The organism is Actinoplanes sp. NPDC089786 (genome assembly GCF_040684855.1).
Lineage (GTDB): Bacteria > Actinomycetota > Actinomycetes > Mycobacteriales > Micromonosporaceae > Actinoplanes.
This window is the reverse complement of sequence record NZ_JBFBGU010000001.1, coordinates 913198-931709: the sequence shown is the minus strand read 5'-3', so window position 1 is coordinate 931709 and position 18512 is coordinate 913198. Positions and strand designations below refer to the sequence as shown.

The 18512-nt window shown below is 69.9% G+C and carries 18 protein-coding genes; 4 read left to right on the top strand and 14 right to left on the bottom strand.

Annotation, left to right across the window (positions count from 1 at the left end; translation table 11 throughout):
* Positions 1-145: 145 nt before the first annotated feature.
* Genes AB0O15_RS04540 through trpS form a run of 4 tightly spaced genes read right to left on the bottom strand, consistent with a single transcriptional unit; the run spans position 146 to position 3038 of the window.
* A complete protein-coding gene (locus AB0O15_RS04540) occupies positions 146-535 on the bottom strand; it encodes a hypothetical protein (protein WP_364313933.1) in 390 nt (129 codons plus the stop codon).
* Positions 536-545: 10 nt separating this feature from the next.
* Positions 546-1481, bottom strand: coding sequence for a YihY/virulence factor BrkB family protein (locus tag AB0O15_RS04535; RefSeq protein ID WP_364313930.1), 936 nt, complete (start codon positions 1479-1481; stop codon positions 546-548).
* A 2-nt stretch (positions 1482-1483) separates the two neighbouring features.
* On the bottom strand, positions 1484-2008 hold the full coding sequence (locus AB0O15_RS04530) for a 2'-5' RNA ligase family protein (protein ID WP_364313928.1): 525 nt from the start codon (positions 2006-2008) through the stop codon (positions 1484-1486).
* 4 nt (positions 2009-2012) lie between these two features.
* Positions 2013-3038 carry a tryptophan--tRNA ligase gene (gene trpS, locus AB0O15_RS04525; protein ID WP_364313925.1) on the bottom strand — a complete coding sequence of 342 codons (1026 nt, stop codon included), beginning with the start codon at positions 3036-3038 and terminating at the stop codon, positions 2013-2015.
* 138 nt (positions 3039-3176) lie between these two features.
* Here trpS and galE point away from each other — a divergent pair, with 138 nt between their 5' ends.
* The gene (gene galE / locus AB0O15_RS04520) at positions 3177-4169 is read left to right on the top strand and encodes a UDP-glucose 4-epimerase GalE (RefSeq protein WP_364313922.1); all 993 of its coding nucleotides are present in this window, start codon (positions 3177-3179) and stop codon (positions 4167-4169) included.
* Positions 4170-4264: 95 nt separating this feature from the next.
* Positions 4265-5398 carry a galactokinase gene (gene galK, locus AB0O15_RS04515; RefSeq protein WP_364313919.1) on the top strand — a complete coding sequence of 378 codons (1134 nt, stop codon included), beginning with the start codon at positions 4265-4267 and terminating at the stop codon, positions 5396-5398.
* Between the two features lie 141 nt (positions 5399-5539).
* Here the strand turns inward: galK and AB0O15_RS04510 are convergent, their stop codons facing one another.
* The 7 genes from AB0O15_RS04510 to AB0O15_RS04480 all read right to left on the bottom strand — a co-directional run bounded on the left by AB0O15_RS04510 (position 5540) and on the right by AB0O15_RS04480 (position 13896).
* Complete coding sequence (locus AB0O15_RS04510) at positions 5540-6445, bottom strand: glycoside hydrolase family 43 protein (protein WP_364313916.1); 906 nt, start codon at positions 6443-6445, stop codon at positions 5540-5542.
* A gap of 128 nt (positions 6446-6573) precedes the next feature.
* Positions 6574-8265: a family 43 glycosylhydrolase gene (locus AB0O15_RS04505; RefSeq protein ID WP_364313914.1), complete on the bottom strand. Its 1692-nt coding sequence runs from the start codon at positions 8263-8265 to the stop codon at positions 6574-6576.
* 2 nt (positions 8266-8267) lie between these two features.
* Positions 8268-9095: a carbohydrate ABC transporter permease gene (locus tag AB0O15_RS04500; RefSeq protein WP_364313911.1), complete on the bottom strand. Its 828-nt coding sequence runs from the start codon at positions 9093-9095 to the stop codon at positions 8268-8270.
* Positions 9092-10036, bottom strand: coding sequence for a sugar ABC transporter permease (locus AB0O15_RS04495; protein WP_364313909.1), 945 nt, complete (start codon positions 10034-10036; stop codon positions 9092-9094). The genes AB0O15_RS04500 and AB0O15_RS04495 overlap by 4 nt, the downstream gene beginning before the upstream one ends.
* Before the next feature lie 2 nt (positions 10037-10038).
* Positions 10039-11373, bottom strand: coding sequence for an ABC transporter substrate-binding protein (locus tag AB0O15_RS04490; protein ID WP_364313906.1), 1335 nt, complete (start codon positions 11371-11373; stop codon positions 10039-10041).
* Positions 11370-12821: an alpha-N-arabinofuranosidase gene (locus AB0O15_RS04485; protein ID WP_364313903.1), complete on the bottom strand. Its 1452-nt coding sequence runs from the start codon at positions 12819-12821 to the stop codon at positions 11370-11372. Before AB0O15_RS04485 ends, AB0O15_RS04490 begins: the two co-directional genes overlap by 4 nt.
* 76 nt (positions 12822-12897) lie before the next feature.
* A complete protein-coding gene (locus AB0O15_RS04480; RefSeq protein WP_364317040.1) occupies positions 12898-13896 on the bottom strand; it encodes a LacI family DNA-binding transcriptional regulator in 999 nt (332 codons plus the stop codon).
* Between the two features lie 111 nt (positions 13897-14007).
* Here AB0O15_RS04480 and AB0O15_RS04475 point away from each other — a divergent pair, with 111 nt between their 5' ends.
* Entirely contained in the window at positions 14008-14529 is a 522-nt protein-coding gene (locus AB0O15_RS04475) for a SigE family RNA polymerase sigma factor (protein WP_364313900.1), read from the top strand.
* Positions 14530-14531: 2 nt separating this feature from the next.
* Positions 14532-15269: a hypothetical protein gene (locus AB0O15_RS04470; protein ID WP_364313897.1), complete on the top strand. Its 738-nt coding sequence runs from the start codon at positions 14532-14534 to the stop codon at positions 15267-15269.
* 111 nt (positions 15270-15380) lie between these two features.
* Here the strand turns inward: AB0O15_RS04470 and cysN are convergent, their stop codons facing one another.
* The 3 genes from cysN to AB0O15_RS04455 are packed head-to-tail and all read right to left on the bottom strand — an operon-like array spanning position 15381 to position 18510.
* A complete protein-coding gene (gene cysN, locus AB0O15_RS04465; protein ID WP_364313895.1) occupies positions 15381-16679 on the bottom strand; it encodes a sulfate adenylyltransferase subunit CysN in 1299 nt (432 codons plus the stop codon).
* Entirely contained in the window at positions 16679-17590 is a 912-nt protein-coding gene (gene cysD / locus AB0O15_RS04460) for a sulfate adenylyltransferase subunit CysD (RefSeq protein ID WP_364313892.1), read from the bottom strand. The genes cysN and cysD overlap by 1 nt, the downstream gene beginning before the upstream one ends.
* A gap of 32 nt (positions 17591-17622) precedes the next feature.
* Positions 17623-18510: a 3'(2'),5'-bisphosphate nucleotidase CysQ gene (locus tag AB0O15_RS04455; protein WP_364313889.1), complete on the bottom strand. Its 888-nt coding sequence runs from the start codon at positions 18508-18510 to the stop codon at positions 17623-17625.
* Positions 18511-18512: the final 2 nt, after the last annotated feature.

The following is an 18512-nucleotide window of genomic DNA, read 5'->3' as shown; positions in this document are numbered from 1 at the left end:
TTGTCGCGCGGATGACGCGTATGAGTGCGCAGAGCCCCGCGGTTCGCCCGGCTTGTCGCGCGGATGACGCGTATGAGTGCGCAGAGCCCTGCGGTTCGCCCGGTTTGTCACCGGGTGTTGCCTATACGCGCTCAGAGCAAAGGGGTCAGCCGGCCATGCCGGGGAGCTTGGCGGCCAGGCGGGCGAAGCCGGCCCGGACGTCGGTGGCGGTGGGCGCCGGCCCAGGCTCGACGGTCTCGATGTAGTCCGGCGGCTCGTCGTCGCCCGGCGGAAGTTCGGCGGCCGAACGCACCGCCTCGATCTCGTCGCGGATCGCCTCGGCGTCGACCCGTGGCAGCAGCGGCTCGACCACGGCGACCAGGTCGTCGTCGGCCACCACGGCCTGGGCCAGCGCCAGCGCGTGGGCCCGCTCGTACGGCCCGAACACCACCGGCTCCCAGCCCTCGGCGTCGTCCAGCGGGCTGACCGTGATCACCCACGGGAGGGCGGCCACCGGGGAGTCCGGCGGCAGGCTGAGCGTCACGAGACTGCCCATGGGCACATCATTACGGACTGTGGTGCCGAATCCAGGTATTTTGTCCTACCGGAGCAGTTTTATCGTCAGCTGCGAGGTCGACGACGCGGCCGTGCGGGCTGGTCGCCGCCCACGCCGCCCCGAACAGTAGGACCTGGTTGAAGAGGTACAGGTAGAAGAGCACGCCGACCGCGCTGGCAACCAGGCCGTAGGCCGGGTTCCGCTCGACCAGGCCGACCAGATACTTACCGACCGTGTTGAGCAACGTGATGCCGACACCGACCTGGAGCACCGGCGGAATCATCCGGCGCACGGTCATCCGCAGCCGGGGCACGGCGGCCAGCAGCGCCGCCGCCAGCAACATGTTGATCGCGATCATGGCGATCCAGCTGACCGTGGTCAGCAGCCAGCCCGCGTGCCCGTCGGAGAGCCAGGTGAGCAGCCGTTCCAGCAGGTTGACGGCGCCCACCGACAGGCCGACCAGGACCAGGATGCCGAGCAGCACGCCGAGGTCGACGAGCTGACGGATGCCGTAGAAGCCGGGGTGCTCGTTGACCCGCCAGATCAGGCGTTGTGAGGAGCGGATCGCGTCGACCCAGCCGAGGCCGGTCCAGACCAGGCCGACCAGGCCGATGATGCCGACCGTACGACCGCTGTCCAGCACCTGCTGGAGGTCGAGGAACGGCAGGTTCTGGGCGAGGAACTCGCGGACGATGTCGAACAGGTCGTCGTTGTTGCCGAGCAGGATGCCGAAGATCGAGTAGCCGATCAGCAGCAGCGCGAAGACCGCGAAGAAGCCGTAGTACGCGATGGCCGCGGCCAGCCGGCCGCCGTTGACCTCGTCGTAGCGCAGGATCGCCCGGCTGAAGTGGTCGAAGTACTTCGAGCGGTGCCGCCAGACCATGAGCCGCGCGACGATCGCGTCGTAGGCACGGTCGACGGCGCTCGCGGGCCGACCGTCAGCCAACGTCAGCCCCCGAGCGAGAAGTCACGACGCCGGCGCCAGGGGCCCTCGCCACCATGCGAGAACAGCGTGAACGACGCGACGCCGAACCGGCAGGAGAACGGGGCCAGATCGTCGAAGACGGCGTCGAGCGCGGCGGCGGGCACGTCCTGGGCGACGGTCACGTGTGGATGGTACGGAAATCGCGACTCCCGACGCAGCCCGTCGGCCGCCATGATCGCCTCGGCCAGCAGCTCGCACTCGCTGATGCCCTGGGCCAGGGTCACGAAGACCACCTCGGTGATCGGCCGGAACGTGCCGGTCCCGCGCAGGTGGATGGTGAACGGCGGTTGCCCGGACGCGACCGTGGCCAGGTGTTCCTCAACGGCCGGCAGCAGCCCGGTGTCCACCTCGGTCGGCCCGAGCAGCGTCACGTGGGCGGGCGTGAACGCGGCCTGCGGGTCGCCGGCCTCGCCGCGGCGCTTGGTGAGCTGCGAACCCCACGGCTCCGGGATGTCGATCGCGACGCCGATCGTGGTGGTCGGGGCCACGCGGTCAGGCTCCGCGCGCCGGGCTGAGGAAACCGATGTTCTGGTACGCCTGCGCGAGTGTCACCGCGGACACCGCCCGCGCCTTCTCCGCCCCCACGGCCAGCACCTTGTCGAGGTAGCCGGGGTCTTCGAGGTAGGCCCGGGTGCGATCCTGGATCGGCTTGACGAACTCGACCACGACCTCGGCCAGGTCTTTCTTCAGGTCGCCGTAGCCGCGGCCGTCGTACTGCTCGAGCAGTTCGTCTATGGTCCGGCCGGTCAGCGCGGCGTAGATGGTCAGCAGGTTGCTGATGCCGGGCTTGGCCACCTCGTCGTAGAGGATCTCGCGGCCGGTGTCGGTGACCGCCGACTTGATCTTCTTGGCCGAGCGGGCCGGGTCTTCCAGCAGCTCGATGATGCCGTTCGGCGAGGACGCCGACTTGGACATCTTCGCGGTCGGCTCCTGCAGGTCGGTGATCTTCGCGGTGTCCTTGACGATGTACGCCGCGGGCACCGTGAAGGTCGGGCCGTACCGGGTGTTGAACCGCTGGGCCAGGTCGCGGGTGAGCTCGAGGTGCTGTCGCTGGTCCTCGCCCACCGGCACCTGGTCGGCCTGGTAGAGCAGGATGTCGGCGGCCTGCAGGATCGGATAGGTGAACAGGCCGACCGAGGTGGAATCTTGCCCGGCCTTGGCCGACTTGTCCTTGAACTGGACCATGCGCCCGGCCTCACCGAAACCGGTGATGCAGTTCAGCACCCAGGCCAGCTGGGCGTGCTCGGGGACGTGCGACTGCACGAACAGCGTGCATCGATCGGGGTCGAGGCCGACGGCGAGCAGCTGTGCGGCGGAGAGACGTGTGCGATTGCGGAGCGCCACCGGTTCGTGCCCGGCGGTGATCGCATGCAGATCGACCACGCAGTAGAACGCGTCATGTGAGTCCTGCAAGGCCACCCAGTTACGCACCGCGCCCAGATAGTTTCCGAGGTGGAACGAGTCGGCGGTGGGCTGGATCCCGGAGAGCACCCGCGGGCGAGGGGCGGCGTCGGACATGAGCGTCATTGTGACAGTCTCGGCCCACTTCCCGTAAACCGCCCGTGCGTGCGACCTATGGATGTTCGGTCGTGTTGACTCATGAGCGATCTTGAGAGATTGTAGAGTGGCAAATCACCGACGGAAGGGCACACCGCCGTGAAACTGCTCGTCACCGGAGGCGCGGGGTACGTCGGCAGCGTGACCAGCCGGCTGCTGCTCGACGCCGGACATGACGTGACTGTCCTGGACAATCTCAGCACCGGATTCCGCGAGGCGGTAGCGCCCGATGCGACCTTCGTGGAGGCCGACATCGCCGATGCCGGCACCGTCCTGACGGCCGAGGCCGGCTTCGACGCGGTGCTGCACTTCGCCGGGCTGATCGCGGCCGGCGAGTCGATGGTGAAGCCGGAGCTCTACTGGGACCACAACGTGATCCGGTCGCTGCGTCTGCTCGCGGCGGTGCGCGCGGCGCGCGTACCCAAACTTGTCTTCTCCTCCACCGCGGCGGTCTATGGCAACCCGAGCGAGTTGCCGATCACCGAGGGCGCCGTCAAGGCGCCGACCAACACCTACGGCGCCACCAAGCTGACCTTCGACCACGCCCTCACCTCGGAGACCTTCGCGCACGGGCTGGCCGCGGTGTCGCTGCGCTACTTCAACGTGGCCGGGGCGCTGATCCGGCCGGACACCGAGCGTCTAAAGGCGGCCGAGATCGGCGAGCGGCACGACCCCGAGACCCACCTGATCCCGATCGCGCTCCAGGTGGCCGCGGGCAAGCGCGAGAAGCTCCAGCTGTTCGGCGACGACTACCCGACCGCCGACGGCACCTGCGTCCGCGACTACATCCACGTGGAAGACCTGGCCCGGGCCCACCTGCTGGCGCTGGACGCGGCGGTCGGCGGCGAACACCGGATCTACAACCTGGGCACCGGCAGCGGGTTCACCAACCGGCAGGTGGTCGAGGTGGCCCGCGAGGTGACCGGCCACGAGCTGCCGGTGGAGATCGCGCCGCGCCGCGAGGGCGACCCGGCCACGCTGGTCGCGTCGTCGGCCCTGGCCCGGGCCGAGCTCGGCTGGGTGCCCGAGAAGGCGACCCTGCACGACATGATCGGTGACGCCTGGGCGTTCTACCGGACCCACGTGGCGTGATCTGATCAGATCATGACTGAGCCTTCTTCGTCATGCCCTTCTGGCCCTCGACGCCGTTGGTCGGTGACGGCTGCTGCCGCTCGGTGCAGGCGGTCATGACAGACGTCGCTACTATTTTCCGCGATCACTACGGCGCCGAGCCCGAGGGACTCTGGGCGGCGCCCGGGCGGGTGAACCTGATCGGCGAGCACACCGACTACAACGACGGGTTCGTGCTCCCGTTCGCGTTGCCCGAGCGGGTGATCGCCGCGGCCGGGCGGGCCGACGCCGGCTGGGCGGTGTGCTCCGACCTGCAGGGCGAGCCGGTCAGCTTCGACGACCCCGGCGAGCCGGGAACGGTGACGGGCTGGGCCGCCTACGTCGCCGGGGTGGTGTGGGCGCTCCGCGACGCCGGGTACGAGCCCCCGCCCGCCCGCATAGCGCTCACCTCCGACGTCCCGCTCGGCGCCGGCGTCTCGTCGTCCGCCGCGCTGGAGTCGGCCGTGCTCACCGCGCTGATCGACCTCGGCGGCCTGGACATCCCGGCGCACGAACGGCCGGCCCTGGCCCAGCGTGGCGAGAACGTCTACGTCGGCGCGCCGACCGGGATCATGGACCAGTCGGCGTCGATCCGCTGCGAGGCCGGCCGCGCGCTGTTCCTCGACTGCCGGTCGCAGGAGGTCGAGCAGATCCCGTTCGACGTGGCCGCCGAGGGCCTGGCCGTGCTGGTGGTGAACAGCAACGCGCCCCACCGGCACGTGGACGGCGAGTACGGCGCCCGGCGCAAGTCGTGCGAGGAGGCGGCGCGGCTGCTGGGCGTACCCGCGTTGCGTGACGTCTCCACGGACGGCCTGGACCAGACCCTGAAGCAGCTCGACGACGAGGTGATGCGGCGCCGCGTGCGCCACGTGGTGACCGAGGACCAGCGCGTGCTCGACACCGTGGCGTTGCTGCGCTCGGGCCGGATCCGGGAGATCGGGCCACTGATGACCGCGTCGCACGCGTCGATGCGGGAAGACTTCGAGATCACCGTGGCCGAGGTGGACGTCGCGGTGGAGGCGGCGCTGATGGCCGGCGCGTACGGCGCCCGGATGACCGGCGGCGGTTTCGGCGGCTGCATCCTCGCCCTGATCGACGCCGACCGGGCCGACGCCATCGCCTCGGCGATCGCCGAGGCGTACGCGAAGCATGGTTTCACCGCGCCCACCCCCTTCGTCGCGGTCCCCAGCAAGGGCGCGACCCGCCTCTGAGGACAGTCCGGGGTCGTCCGCCAGGAGGACCCGGGCGGTCGTTCCCGCACGGTTCTGGGTCGCGGCGTTCAGTGACGCCGACGCGGTGACGGCGAGGTCGGCGCCCGACCTGCGCCGCCACCTGGTCGGCTGAGACCGGCCTCAGCGAGGCAGTGGCTGCGGGTCGGCGGTCGGTCCCTTCACCACGGGCTTGCCGTCGACCCAGTCCACTTTGTCCAGCCAGAGCTGGCGGCCGGGCGAGACGCTGCCGATCGCGTCCGGCGGCCACGCGTGGTAGAGCAGCCAGCTCTCCCCCGCCGGCGTGGTGACCAGGAAGCTGTGTCCCGGCCCGGCCGCCGCCGGTGACGTCTTGAGGATCGGGTTCTCCGCCGCCTTGCGACACGGGCCGAGCGGCGAGTCGCAGGTCGCGTAGCCCATCGCGTACACGTCCCGGTCGAAGGCGTTGGCCGAGTAGAAGAGAAAGAACGTTCCTTCTCTCTCGACCAATTGCGGCGCCTCGATGACGTGGTCCTCCCACGCGGCGTCGTTGACCAGCAGTTGCTTCGGTTCGCCGGCGAGGGCCCGCCCGTCCGCGCGAAGCTCGGCCCCGTAGAGGTAGGTCGGCTGCCGGATCGCGTTGCCGTCGTTCTTCCAGTAGAGGTAGCGCTTGCCGTCGGCGGCCGTGAACGGGCTGGCGTCGATCGACCCGCCCTCGTCGGCCTGGCAGATCAGCGGCCGATCCGACTCGTCGACGAACGGCCCTTCCGGCTCGGCGCTGAACGCCACCCCGATGCACTGCCGATCGGTCGCCGTCGAGCGGGCGGTGTAGTAGAGCAGCCAGCCGCCGTCGCCCGCGATCACCTCAGGCGCCCAGGTATTGCCCTTGGTGGCCCACGTGCCCACCTCGGGCATGGCGTCCCCCGCGCCGGTCCAGTGCACGAGATCCGGCGAGGAGAGCACCGGCACGTTCGCGGCGGCGTTGTTCGTCCCGTACGCGTACCAGGTGTTCTCGTGCCGGATCACCCCCGGGTCGGGGAAGTTCTCGGCGAAGACCGGGTTGCTGAACATCGGTGCCTCCTTCGCGGGCGCCGCCTCGCCGCCGCACCCGGCCAGGACCAGAACGGCCAGGACGAGACAGTGGTAGCCCCTGGCGGTATTTCGCCGCCGGATGGCGCGCTGGGCTACCACTGGTGGGGTCACCACCGGCTGAACCTCAGATAGTCGAACGTCGCGGTGACGGCGGGCGCCGCTCCGCCGTGGGCGATCAGGCCGATGCGCGGTGTGGTGTTCGCCGGCATCGTCCACACGCCACCCCAGGTCCACTTCCGGCCGTCGCGGCTCACCCCGGCGCGGTACTCGTGCTCGCCGCCGGCGTCGGTCCGGTGCGCCAGCCGCAGCCAGGTGGTCTCCAGGCCGGGCGGGCCGGCGATGGTGCCGCCGTAGGACAGCGCGCCCGCGTACGGGATCTCGTAGCCGAACTCGACCTGCCGGGTGTTCCAGATCGCCACCGCCGACAGCCGCGCGAACCGGTCGTCGTCCACGTAGGCGATCAGCCCGGCCTGCTGGTAGTTGCGCACCGTGTCCTCGCCCAGCGGCAGCGTGAGCCTGGTCTCGGCGATCCAGTTGCCCTTCGGCGCGTCCCGCAGCAGCACCCCGGCGTCGTTGCCGGCGCCGGTCAGGTCGGCGCCCTCGACCGGCCAGCTCAGCCGCCCGCGGCCCACCGTCACGGCCGGTTCCCGGATCGCGGTCCAGCGGCGGTCGAGCGAGCGGCCGGCGAACTCGTCGGAGGCCAGCAGGCGCCCCGGCGTCGGCGCCGGCGCCACCCGGACCGGCGGCAGCGGACGGTTGGGCCGGTCGCGGAGCACGTCCGAGGCCCACGCCCCGCCGCGTACGGTGGGCCAGCCCGAGATCCAGTCCAGCCGGTCGAGCAGCATCGGCCGCTCGTTGATCCCGAACGGCTCGTCCAGGTACGGGTCGTTCCGGTCGATCGCGTGGTAGACGAACCAGTCCTGGCCGAGCCGGTCGGTGATCAGTCCGTTGTGGCCGGTGCCGACCCAGCGGTTGCCGTTCGGCGCGATCACCGGCGTGCCACCGGCCCGCGAGACGTTGAGCGACTGGCCCAACTTGTCGGTGAACGGGCCGCGCGGGTCCCGCGAGCGCCCGACCGAGACCGAGTAGCCGGTGGTCGGGCCGGCACAGCAGTTGGCCGACGATGCGAACAGGTAATACCAGCCGTTGCGCCGCACCACGTACGCGCCTTCGAACTTGTTGTCGACCGCGACCCGGGTGGCGGGGCCGGTCAGGTGCAGCCCGTCCGCGGTGAGCTCACTGACCCAGATGCCGCCGAAGTAGCTGCCGTAGTAGAGGAACTTCCGGCCGTCGGGCGTGGTGAGCTGGGCCGGGTCGAAGGTCCAGAGCCACCCCCCGTCCCCGCTGGGCCGCGGCGCGACCACCGGGGTGTCCACGAACGTCCACGGCCCGGCCGGGGTCGGCGCGGTGGCGGCGCCGATGGCCGAGGCGCCGGGCGCGACGGTGGTCTCGGTGACGGTCACGTACATGATCCAGCGGTTGCCGATCTTCCGGACGTCCGGCGCCCAGTAGGCGGCGTTGCCGGCGGCGAACGCGGGTTTCTGGCCGGCGCTGAACGCGTCGCCGACGTAGGACCAGGTGACCAGGTCGGCCGAGCGGGCGATCGGGATCCGGTGGGCGACCTTCTCGCCTTCGCGCAGCGGATCCGTCGTTCCGTACGCGTAGTAGAGATTGTCGTCGCCGTGGACGATGACCGGGTCGGCGAACGTGTCGGCGAAGGACGCCGAGATCGGGTTGGCGTGTGCTGCTGTCGGCGCCAGCACGAGCAGGACACCCAGGAGAGCGAGGAGCTTCTTCATGATCACCCCTTCAGGCCGCTACGGGAGACGCCCTCGATGATGTACCGCTGGCACACCACGAACAGGATCAGCACCGGGATGCTGGCCAGCGCCGCGCCCGCCATGATCACCGGATAGTCGGTGGTGTACGCGCCCTGGAGCGTGGCCAGGCCCGGCGGCAGGGTCAGCTTCTCGGGACTGAACAGCACGTACACCGGCCAGATGAAGTCGTTCCAGTTGGTCAGGAACGCGATCACGGTCAGCGTGGCCAGCGCCGGCCGGGACAGCGGCAGGATGACCTTGGTGAAGATCTGCCAGGCGTTGGCGCCCTCGATCAGCGCCGCCTCCTCCAGTTCGCGGGGCAGCGCGGAGAAGAACTGGCGCAGGAAGAACACGCCGAACGCGCTGGCCGCACCCGGGATGATCAGCGCCCAGACGCTGTCCAGCCAGCCCAGCCGGTCGATCATCAGGAAGTTCGGGATCAACATCACGAAGCCGGGTACGAACAATGTCCCGACGATCACCGCGAAGATCACGTTCTTACCGCGGAAGGTCATCCGGGCCAGCGCGTACGCGGCCATCGACGCGACCACCAGCACCAGGATCGCCTGACCGACCGCGGCCACCATGCTGTTGAGGAACCAGCGCAGCACCGGCGTCTGGGTGTTGCCGGCGAACAGCGTCTCGTAGGCGCGGGTGGTCGGCTCCCGCGGCAGCCAGGCCGGCGGGATCGCGGTGGCCTCGCTGGTGGTCTTGAACGAGGTCAGCAGCATCCACACCAGCGGCGCGACGAACACGACGCTGATCCCGATCAGCACGGTGTACCAGGCGATGCCGCGTACCCGGGTCATGTGTCCTTCTCTCGGAACAGCCGGAAGACGATCACGCTGACCAGCAGCAGGGCCAGGGTGAGGAAGTAGCTCATCGCGGCCGCGCTGCCCATCCGGTAGCTGCGCAGGCCCTCGTCGGCGATGTACATGATCGCCGTCCGCGTCTCCACCCCCGGGGCGCCCTGCGTGATCAGGTACGCCTGCCCGAACATGTTGGCCGAGGCCAGGATCGTGTTGATCACGACGAAGGCGAGCACCGGCCGGAGCCCGGGGAGGGTCACGTGCCGGAACTCGGCCCAGCGCCCGGCGCCGTCCACCCGCGCCGCGTCGTACAGGTCACGCGGGATGTCCTGCAGGCCGGCCAGGTAGATCACCGCGTTGAAGCCGATCGTCCACCACACCGTGACACCGACCAGCGAGATCCACGCCCAGGGCAGACCGGTGGTCCACGGCGTGTCCGCGGGCAGCCCGACCGCGCCGAGCGCCGCGTTGACCATGCCCAGGTTGGGGTCGAGCAGGAAGCGCCAGAGCAGGCCGATGACCGCCACGCCCAGCACGTACGGCGCGAAGTAGACGGCCCGGAACAGCGTGCGGCCCGGGAAGGCCCGGTTCAGCAGCAGCGCCACGCCCAGCGGCACCACGATCAGCAGCGGCACGCTGAACACCGTGAAGATCCCGGTGGCCTGCATGCTCTGCCAGAAGAAGTCGAACACCGGCGACGCCCGGTCGAACAGCGCCGCGTAGTTGGCCAGGCCGACGAACGGCTTCCCGGGCAGCAGGTAGTCCCAGTCGTGCAGGCTGATCCAGATCCCGTAGACCGCCGGCACCAGGGTGAAGGTCGCGAAGATCAGCGCGTACGGCAGCAGGAAGAGATAGGGCGTCGCTCCCCGATGGCTGCGCGCCTTCTTCCTGCCGGTCGCCGCGGCAACCGCCGGCGGCCGCACCGCTTCCTTGACGGCCATGCTCAGCCGCCGTACTTCTTCTTGTTCTGCTCCAGGATCTGACCCGCCTTGCCGGCCGCGTCGGCCAGCGCCTTGGCCGGCTCCTTCCGCAGCAGGATCGCCTCGTTGACCGCGACGTCCATGGTGGCCATGGCGTCCGCGATGCCCGGCACCGACGGCGGGAAGTGCAGGTCGTCGATCTGCGAGCCGATCGCCGACTGCTCCTTCAGCGCCTTGAAGTCGGCGCCCTCGCGCACCTCCTTGCGGGCCGGGACCTGGCCGCCCTTGGCCCACTCGAGCGACTGCTGGCTGATGTAGTTGATGAACACCTTGCCCGCGGTCAACTTGTTCTGGTCGTTGGCCTTCTGCTTGAACTGCACGAAGTTGTGCGACCCGGCCCAGGCCGCCTTCTGGGTGCCGATCTGCGGCAGCGCGCTGACGCCCCACTCCAGGCCCTTGACGCCGTTGAGTGTGTTGATGTTCCAGATGCCGTTCCAGTTGAAGGCGGCCTTGCCGTTCTGCAGCGCGATCGCGTCCGCGTCCTGGGCCACGTTCTTCGGGCTGTAGCCCTTCTTGACCAGGTCGACCAGCCAGGTCAGGGCCTTGACGCCGGGCTCCTCGGCGAACAGCGGCTTCCCCGCCACCTCGTCGAACAACTGGCCGCCGAACTGCCAGGTCAGCGACTCGAACTGGTGCACGCCGGTGAACGGGAACGGGCTGGCCCAATGGCCCTGGATGCCCTTGGCCTTCAACGCGTCCAGCGCGGCCAGGTACTCCTCGTTGGTGGTCGGCGGCTTCTCCGGGTCGAGGCCGGCGGTCCGCAGAACCTTCTTGTTGTAGAACATGCCCTGCGGGTGTACGTCCAGCGGGATCGCGTACCGCTTGCTGTTGTAGACCCCGGCCCGCCACACCGGCGGCGAGAAGTCCTCCTCCTTGAGCTGGAGGGAGGCGGCCACGTCGTCGAGCGGCAGGACCACGCCGCGGGCCGCGTTGGTGGCGACCTGCTCGACGTGCATGATGCCCAGGTCAGGCCCGTTGCCGGTGGACACCGCGGCCGGCACCTTCTGGTAGTAGTCGGCCCACTCGTACACGTTCATCGTGACCTTGATGTTGGGGTTGGCCGCGTTGAACTTGTCCACCAGGGACTTCATCACCGGGCCGTCGCCGCCGGTGAAGCCGTTCCAGAAGGTCAGGGTCACGTTCGGGCCGGAGTAGGTGGTCGCGGCGGGCTGGGCGTTGGAACCGCCGCCGTTCACGACCGGGTTGGGTCCGTCGTCGCCGCAGGCGCCGAGCAGGACGGCGCCACTCGCGCCGACACCGAGGCCGAGCAGGCCGCGGCGGGTCAGGTTGTTGTTCACTTCGACTCCTCGAAGGTCAGGGCGTGCCAGGAGAGCGGAGGAAGGGCGACGGTGCTGCCGCCGGTCTGGGTGAGCGGCTCATTGATCCCGTCGGCGATCCACAGGTGGTCGCCGGGGCGGTGGTTGGGGAAGGCGCGCAGGTCGAGATCGAGCCGGACCTGCTCGGTGCCGCGGTTCACGACGAACACGGACAGCGCGCCGGTCTCCGGGTCGTGGGTGGCGATGGCGTCGACCACGGGTACGTCGCCGTACCGGCCGGTGGCCATCGTGGGCGCGGTCACGGCGGTGCGGAGCACGGTGCCGCGGGCCAGGCGGGCGGTGTGCGCGAACGGGTGGAAGATGGTCTGCCGCCAGGCCGGGCCGCCGGGCCGGGTCCGGATCGGCGCGATCACGTTCACCAGCTGCGCCTGGCAGCCGATGCTCAGCCGGTCGGCGTGCCGCAGCATGCTGATCAGCAGGTTGCCGACCACCATGGCGTCGGTGACGGTGTAGTCGTCCTCGATCAGCGCCGGCGTCTCCTCGATGCCGCGGTCCTCGGGCTCGGTGAACCGGCCCTGGTACCAGACGTTCCACTCGTCCAGGGCCAGGTTGACGCGCTTGCGCCGGCGGAGTTTGGCCCGCACGTGGTCGGCGGTGGCGATCACGTCCTCGATGAAGCCGTCCAGCCCGTACGCGGAGGCCCGGAAGCTGGCCGGGTCGTCCTTCTCCGGGTCGTAGTACTGGTGCAGCGACACATAGTCGACCTGGTCGTAGGCCTCCTCGAGGACGGTGGCCTCCCAGCCCGCGAAGGTCGGCATGTCGGCGTTCGAGCTGCCGCACGCGACCAGCTCGATGCCCGGGTCGACCTTCTTCATCGCCGCGCCGGCCCGGGACGCGAGGCGGCCGTACTCGCGGGCGGTCATCCGGCCGACCTGCCACGGGCCGTCCATCTCGTTGCCGAGACACCAGAGGCGTACGTCGTGCGGCTTGGCCACGCCGTGCTCCCGCCGCCGGTCGCTGATCGCGGTGCCCTCGGCGAGGTTGCAGTACTCGACCAGCGCGGCCGCGTCGTCCACCCCGCGGGTGCCCAGGTTGACCGCCATCATCGGCTCGACCCCGGCCGCCGTGGCCCAGCGCATGAACTCGTTCAGCCCGAACGCGTTGCTCTCCAGCGACCGCCAGGCCAGGTCGAGCCGCCGCGGGCGCTCGGCGACCGGCCCGACGCCGTCCTCCCAGCGGTAGTTCGAGACGAAGTTCCCGCCCGGGTAGCGGACCGTGGTGACCCCGAGCTCGCGGACCAGCTCGAGCACGTCGGTGCGGAGACCGTCGGCGTCCGCCTCGGGGTGCCCGGGCTCGAACACGCCGGTGTAGACACACCGGCCCATGTGCTCGACGAAGGAGCCGAAGAGCCGGGGATCGACCGGCGCGATCGTGTACGCGGGGTCGAGAGTGAGCTGCGCCACTGACATGCAAGCCTTTTTACAACGTTGGAACCAACGTTGTAAATAGCCTGAGGTGATTCTGTCACGTGCGGATTTCCTGAGGTCAGGCCGTGCTTTCGCGCACCACGAGGCGGTGCGGCACACGCACTTCCCGGGGCGGCTCGGCGGTCTGCCCGATTCGTTCCGCGAGCAGGTCCACCGCGATCTCGGCGATCCGGGCGGTGTCCGGCGCCACCGTGGTCAGCGTCGGCGTGCTGAAGCGCCCGTCCTCGATGTCGTCGAAGCCGGCCACCGCCACGTCGTCGGGCACCTTGTGGCCCCGGCGCAGCAGGGTACGGAGGGCGCCCAGGGCCAGCAGGTCGTTGAAGCAGAACACCGCGTCCGGCGGCTCCGGCAGGTCGAGCAGCCGTTCCATCGCGGCCGCCCCGTCAGCCCGGTGGAACTGCTCGGCCGGCGCCACCAGCGTCTCGTCGACCGGCAGACCGGCCTCGGCCAGCGCCCGCCGATAGCCGGCCAGCCGCAGGTGGGCGGTCACCGCCGAGGGCTGGTCCTGGGCGCCGATCGCCGCGATTCGGCGCCGGCCCAGCGCGGCCAGGTGGCCGGTCGCCTCCGCGGCCGCGGCCAGGTTGTCGATCGCCACGTGGTCGGCCGGTCCGTGCGACACCCGCTCGCCCAGCAGCACCATCGGGCTGCCGTCGGACCGCACCAGTTCGTCGCCGGTCAGCGCCAGCGGACTGAAGATCACCCCGTCGATCGCGTGCCGGCGCAGCCCCGCGACCAGGTTGCGCTCGCGGTCGGCCTGGCCGTCGGTCTGGTCGATCAGCACGGTCCACGACCGGCGCTCGGCCGCCTGCACGATCAGCCCGGCCATCTCGGCGAAGTAGGGCGACTGCAACTCGGGCAGCGCCAGCGCGATCACCCCGGACCGGCCGCTGCGCAACTGGCGGGCCGCGACGTTGGGGATGTACCCGAGCCGATCGATCGCGTCCTGCACCCGGGATCGGGTGTCCGGCGCCACGTGCACATAGCCGTTGACCACGTTTGACACGGTCTTGATGGACACGCCGGCCAGCGCGGCAACATCCTTCAAGCCCGGAGGCACCGGCCTCGCCCCCTCGTCAACCGCCAACCCCCGGACTATAACAACGTTCCCGGCCATGCAACCCCGGAGGCGGGTGCGGCGGTCAGGGGGGCGTGAGACTTCAGGAGGCTCGTGATGAACGAGCGTGATGAGCAGTTCCACGATTTCGTGCTGGCCCGGCGGGCCGGCCTGGTGCGTACCGCGACGCTGTTGACGGCGGGCGACGCGCACCTGGCGGAAGATCTGGTGCAGTCGACGCTGACCAAGCTCTATGTCGGCTGGCCGTCCTTCCTCCGGGCCGAGAACCCCGAGGGGTACGTACGCCGTTCCCTGGTCAACGCGCTGACCGACGAGCGGCGCCGGCTGTGGCGGCGGCGCGAGCGACCGGTGGCCGAACTGCCCGACCAGCCACACTTCCCCGGCACGCCCGACGTGCCCGGCGGTGACCAGCTGCGCCAGGCACTGAAGCAGCTGCCACCGCGGATGCGGGCCGCCCTCGTCTTCCGGTACTTCTACGACCTCGGCATCGCCGAGACCGCGGACGCTCTGGACTGCTCCGAGGGCACCGTCAAGAGCCAGACCGCCCGCGCGCTGGACAAGCTGCGCGCCGCCCTCGAGCCCCGTGGCTCGTTTCTTCAGCAAGGAGTGAATTAGCCATGGACCTTCGTGACGCTTTTCAGGATCTGGCCGGACGCCCGGTCGCGCCGACCATCCAGCAGGCCGACGCCGACCTGGCCCGCGGCCGGGACAAGCTGCGCAAGCGGCGGCTGATCCAGACCGCCGGCGGCTCGATCTTCGCCATCGCCGCCGGGGTGGCCGCCTTCGCGGTCGCCACGTCCGGCACGGTGACCGGCCCGGCCGCCATCGACGCGAAAGCGCCGCCGGCCGCGACGGCCGCCAAGATCAACCTGGTCGCCTACAAGGGTGAGCAGCCCAAGGGCTTCACCGTCGACACCGTGCCGGACGGCTGGTTCGTCCAGGCCATCGACACCTACTCGCTGGTGATCGCCCCGAACAAGGCCAAGAACCCGGGCCCGGACGTCGACCCGTCCAAGGCGCCGATCTACGACCCGAACAACTTCCGCGGAAAGATCGCCGTCTTCCTGCAGAGCAAGGACGAGAAAGCTCCCACGGGCAAGACGACCACGGTCAACGGGCGCGAGATGATCCTGCGCAAGAGCCCGCGCGGCGACGTGTCCGACGCCAAGGGCTTCCCGACCCCCGAGCCCGAGCGCGCCGACGGCGACTACGGCTCGACGATCTTCGTGAAGCAGGACAACGGCATCTACGTGCTCGTGCAGTTCTGGGGCGGCCTCAGCTTCACCCAGCAGCAGATGTTCGAGCTGGCCTCCGGCGTGCACGCCGACGAGAGCGCCGTGCAGGGCGTCGGCTGATCTTCGATCACCTGACGGGAAAGGGCGGGCCCATCCGGGCCCGCCCTTTCCATCTGCTCACTTCGAACAAAACGCCCGATCCGCGAAGCTCTGCGCACTCATACGCAACAGCTACGACGCCTCGATGATCATGCCGGCGCCGACCGTGCGGTTGGTCGACTCGTCGATCAGCACGAAGCCGCCGGTCGTGCGGTTGCGGCGGTACTCATCGGCCAGCAACGGCATGGCCGTGCGCAGCTTCACCCGGCCGATCTCGTTCAGCCCCAGCGAATCGGCCGACTCGTCCCGGTGCAGGGTGTTCACGTCGAGCCGGTACTGCAGGCCGCGCACCACCGTCTTGGCCGTACGCGTGGTGTGCTTGATCAGGTATTTGCTCCCGACCGAGAGCGGCGCGGTCTCGTCCATCCAGCAGATCATCGCCTCGACGTCCTGGGCGACCGCCGGCGCGTTGTTCGGCCGGCAGATCATGTCGCCACGGGAGATGTCGATCTCGTCGGTCAGCCGCACCGTCACCGACATCGGCGGGAACGCCTCGTCGAGCGGGCCGTCGGCGGTGTCGATCGAGGCGATCGTGCTGGTCAGCCCGGACGGCAGCACCATGACCTCGTCGCCCGGCTTGAGCACGCCGGAGGCCACCTGACCGGCGTAGCCGCGGTAGTCGGTGACCGTGGTCGACTGCGGGCGGATCACGTATTGCACCGGGAAGCGCACGTCGACCAGGTTGCGGTCCGAGGCGATGTGTACGTGTTCCAGGTGGTGGAGCAGGGACGGACCCTCGTACCAGGGGCTCTTGTCGGACCGTGAGGCGATGTTGTCGCCGTTGAGCGCCGAGATCGGGATGACCGTGAGGTCGGGGGCGTCGAGCTTGGCCGCGAACGAGGTGAACTCGTCGGCGATGCGCTCGTAGACCGCCTGGTCCCAGTCGACCAGGTCCATCTTGTTCACGCAGAGCACCAGGTGGGGCACGCGCAGCAACGAGGTGAGGAACGCGTGCCGGCGCGACTGCTCGACCAGACCCTTACGGGCGTCGACCAGGATCAGCGCCAGGTCGGCGGTGGACGCCCCGGTCACCATGTTCCGGGTGTACTGGATGTGTCCCGGGGTGTCGGCGATGATGAACTTCCGCCGTGGCGTCGCGAAGTAGCGGTAGGCCACGTCGATCGTGATGCCCTGCTCGCGCTCGGCGCGCAGGCCGTCGGTGAGCAGGGCGAGGTTGGTGTACTCGTCGCCACGGGCCGCGCTGACCGCCTCGACCGACTCGAGCTGGTCCTCGAAGATCGTCTTGGTGTCGAACAGCAGCCGCCCGATCAGCGTCGACTTACCGTCGTCGACGCTGCCGGCGGTGGCGAACCGGAGCAGGTCCATGCCACGGGCCGACGCGGATTCCGGCTCCAGAACAGCCTGGGACATCAGAAGTAACCCTCTCGCTTGCGGTCTTCCATCGCGGCCTCGCTGACCTTGTCGTCGCCGCGGGTGGCGCCGCGCTCGGTGATCCGGGTCGCCGCGACCTCCTCGATCACCTTTTCCACCGTGTCGGCGTCGGAGCGGACCGCGGCGGTCTGGGAGGCGTCACCGACCGTCCGGTAGCGCACCCGCATCGTGGCCGAGGTCTCGCCGTCCCGGAGCCGGATGAACTCGTTGACCGCGTAGAACATGCCGTTGCGCTCGACCACCTCGCGGTCGTGCGCGTAGTAGATGTCCGGCAGCGGCACCCGCTCCTTGGCGATGTAGTGCCAGATGTCCAGCTCGGTCCAGTTGGACAGCGGGAACACCCGGATCGACTCGCCCGGGTGGTGCTTGCCGTTGTAGAGCGACCACAGCTCGGGCCGCTGGTTCTTCGGGTCCCACTGGCCGAACTCGTCGCGGAAGCTGAACACCCGCTCCTTGGCCCGCGCCTTCTCCTCGTCGCGGCGGGCGCCGCCGAACAGCGCGTCGAAGCGGTACTTCTCGACCGCGGCCAGCAGCACCGGGGTCTGGATCCGGTTGCGGGTGCCGTCGGGCAGCTCGCGCACCTTGCCGGTGTCGATCGCCTCCTGCACGCTGGCCACGACCAGGTTGAGGCCCAGCGCGGCCACCCGGGTGTCGCGGTATTCCAGGACCTCGGGGAAGTTGTGCCCGGTGTCCACATGCATGACCGGGAACGGGATCCTTCCCGGCGCGAAGGCCTTCTCGGCCAGGCGGAGCATCACGATCGAGTCCTTGCCGCCGGAGAACAGCAGCACCGGGCGCTCGAACTCGGCCATCACCTCGCGCATCACGAAGATGCTCTCGGCCTCCAGGGCATCGAGGTGTGACACACGGTAGGGCTTCGTCTGACTCATCGTTATCTTTCTGGCTCGCGCTGGGCTGTTGGTCAGGTTACCGGGAGATGACGCTGCAGCGCTGCGAGCAGTCGGGGAGCAAGATCCTTACGGCACACGACGAGGTCGGGCAGCTTCGGGTCGGCCTGGTTGTATTTCAGCTCAGATCCGTCGATCCGGCTAGCGTGCAGACCGGTGGCCGTCGCCACAGCGACCGGCGCCGCCGAGTCCCACTCGTACTGGCCACCCGCGTGCACGTAGGCGTCGGCGTCGCCGTTGATCACCGCGGCGATCTTCACGCCGGCCGAGCCCATCGGGACCAGCTCGGCGCCGATGTCGTCGGCCAGGGCGGTGACGAAGGCGGGCGGGCGGGTCCGGCTGGCCGCGATCCGGATCGGCCCGCCGGTCGCCGCGGACAACGGCATCGGCGGGTACGCCGGCGGGTGGTCGGTCGCGATCGTGCGGTGTTGAGCCGGCATCGCCACCGCGCCGGCCGCCAGGCAGTTCGGGCTGTGGCAGTCGGCGGTCCAGAGCGCCACGTGCACGGCCCAGTCGGTGCGGCCCTCCTCGGAGAACTCCCGGGTGCCGTCCAGCGGGTCGACGACCCAGACCCGGGACGCGTCCAGCCGGTCCGGGCGCATCGCGTTCTTCTCGCCGGTCCAGGCCAGCCGGGACTGGTCGTCCTCCTCCGACAGCACGGCGTCGGCCGGGCGCCACCGGGCCAGCTCGGTGCGCAGCAGGTCGTGCGCGGCCTTGTCGCCGGCCGCCTTCAGCGCCTTGCCGTCCGCGTACCCCATGTCTTCCCGCACCTGGAGCAGCAGCTGCCCGGCCCGGTCGGCGAGCCAGCGCGCGAACGCCGCGTCGATCACCGGCGGGGTGCCACTCTCGCCGAGCGGCTCACGCTGACCGGTGATGTGCGCAGACGCCTTCGTCTCGCTCATGG